At 37.1% G+C, this 256-nt stretch carries 1 protein-coding gene; it reads right to left on the reverse strand.

Translation table 11 applies throughout. From position 1 onward, the window contains the following. Positions 1-256, reverse strand: a 256-nt coding sequence (locus NXS07_RS21345) for a phosphoribosylanthranilate isomerase (RefSeq protein WP_438818400.1), incomplete at both ends; no start/stop codon positions are given.

Consider the following 256-nt stretch of genomic DNA (forward strand, 5'->3'; position numbering starts at 1 on the left):
TGGATAATCGGTTAATAATTCCCAATTGAAAACCGTTCCGTTGCCTCCGTGATGTTTCCCTTTGGTATCAAATAAAAAGGCGTCCACCACCTCCAAATAATCCTTCAAAGGGGAAAAATCAAAATTCTCGCCTACGGAAAATACTTTGAAAATTTCCTTTTCAGGGAATTTTATTTGCAATTCTCTACAAAATTCTGGGCTTTCATTTCCGTGTAATTGTAAGGCTTGCAGTCCGTAATATTGGACTTTTTCAGTA

Source organism: Xenorhabdus bovienii, assembly GCF_024721015.1.
Classification (GTDB): Bacteria; Pseudomonadota; Gammaproteobacteria; order Enterobacterales; family Enterobacteriaceae; genus Xenorhabdus; species Xenorhabdus bovienii.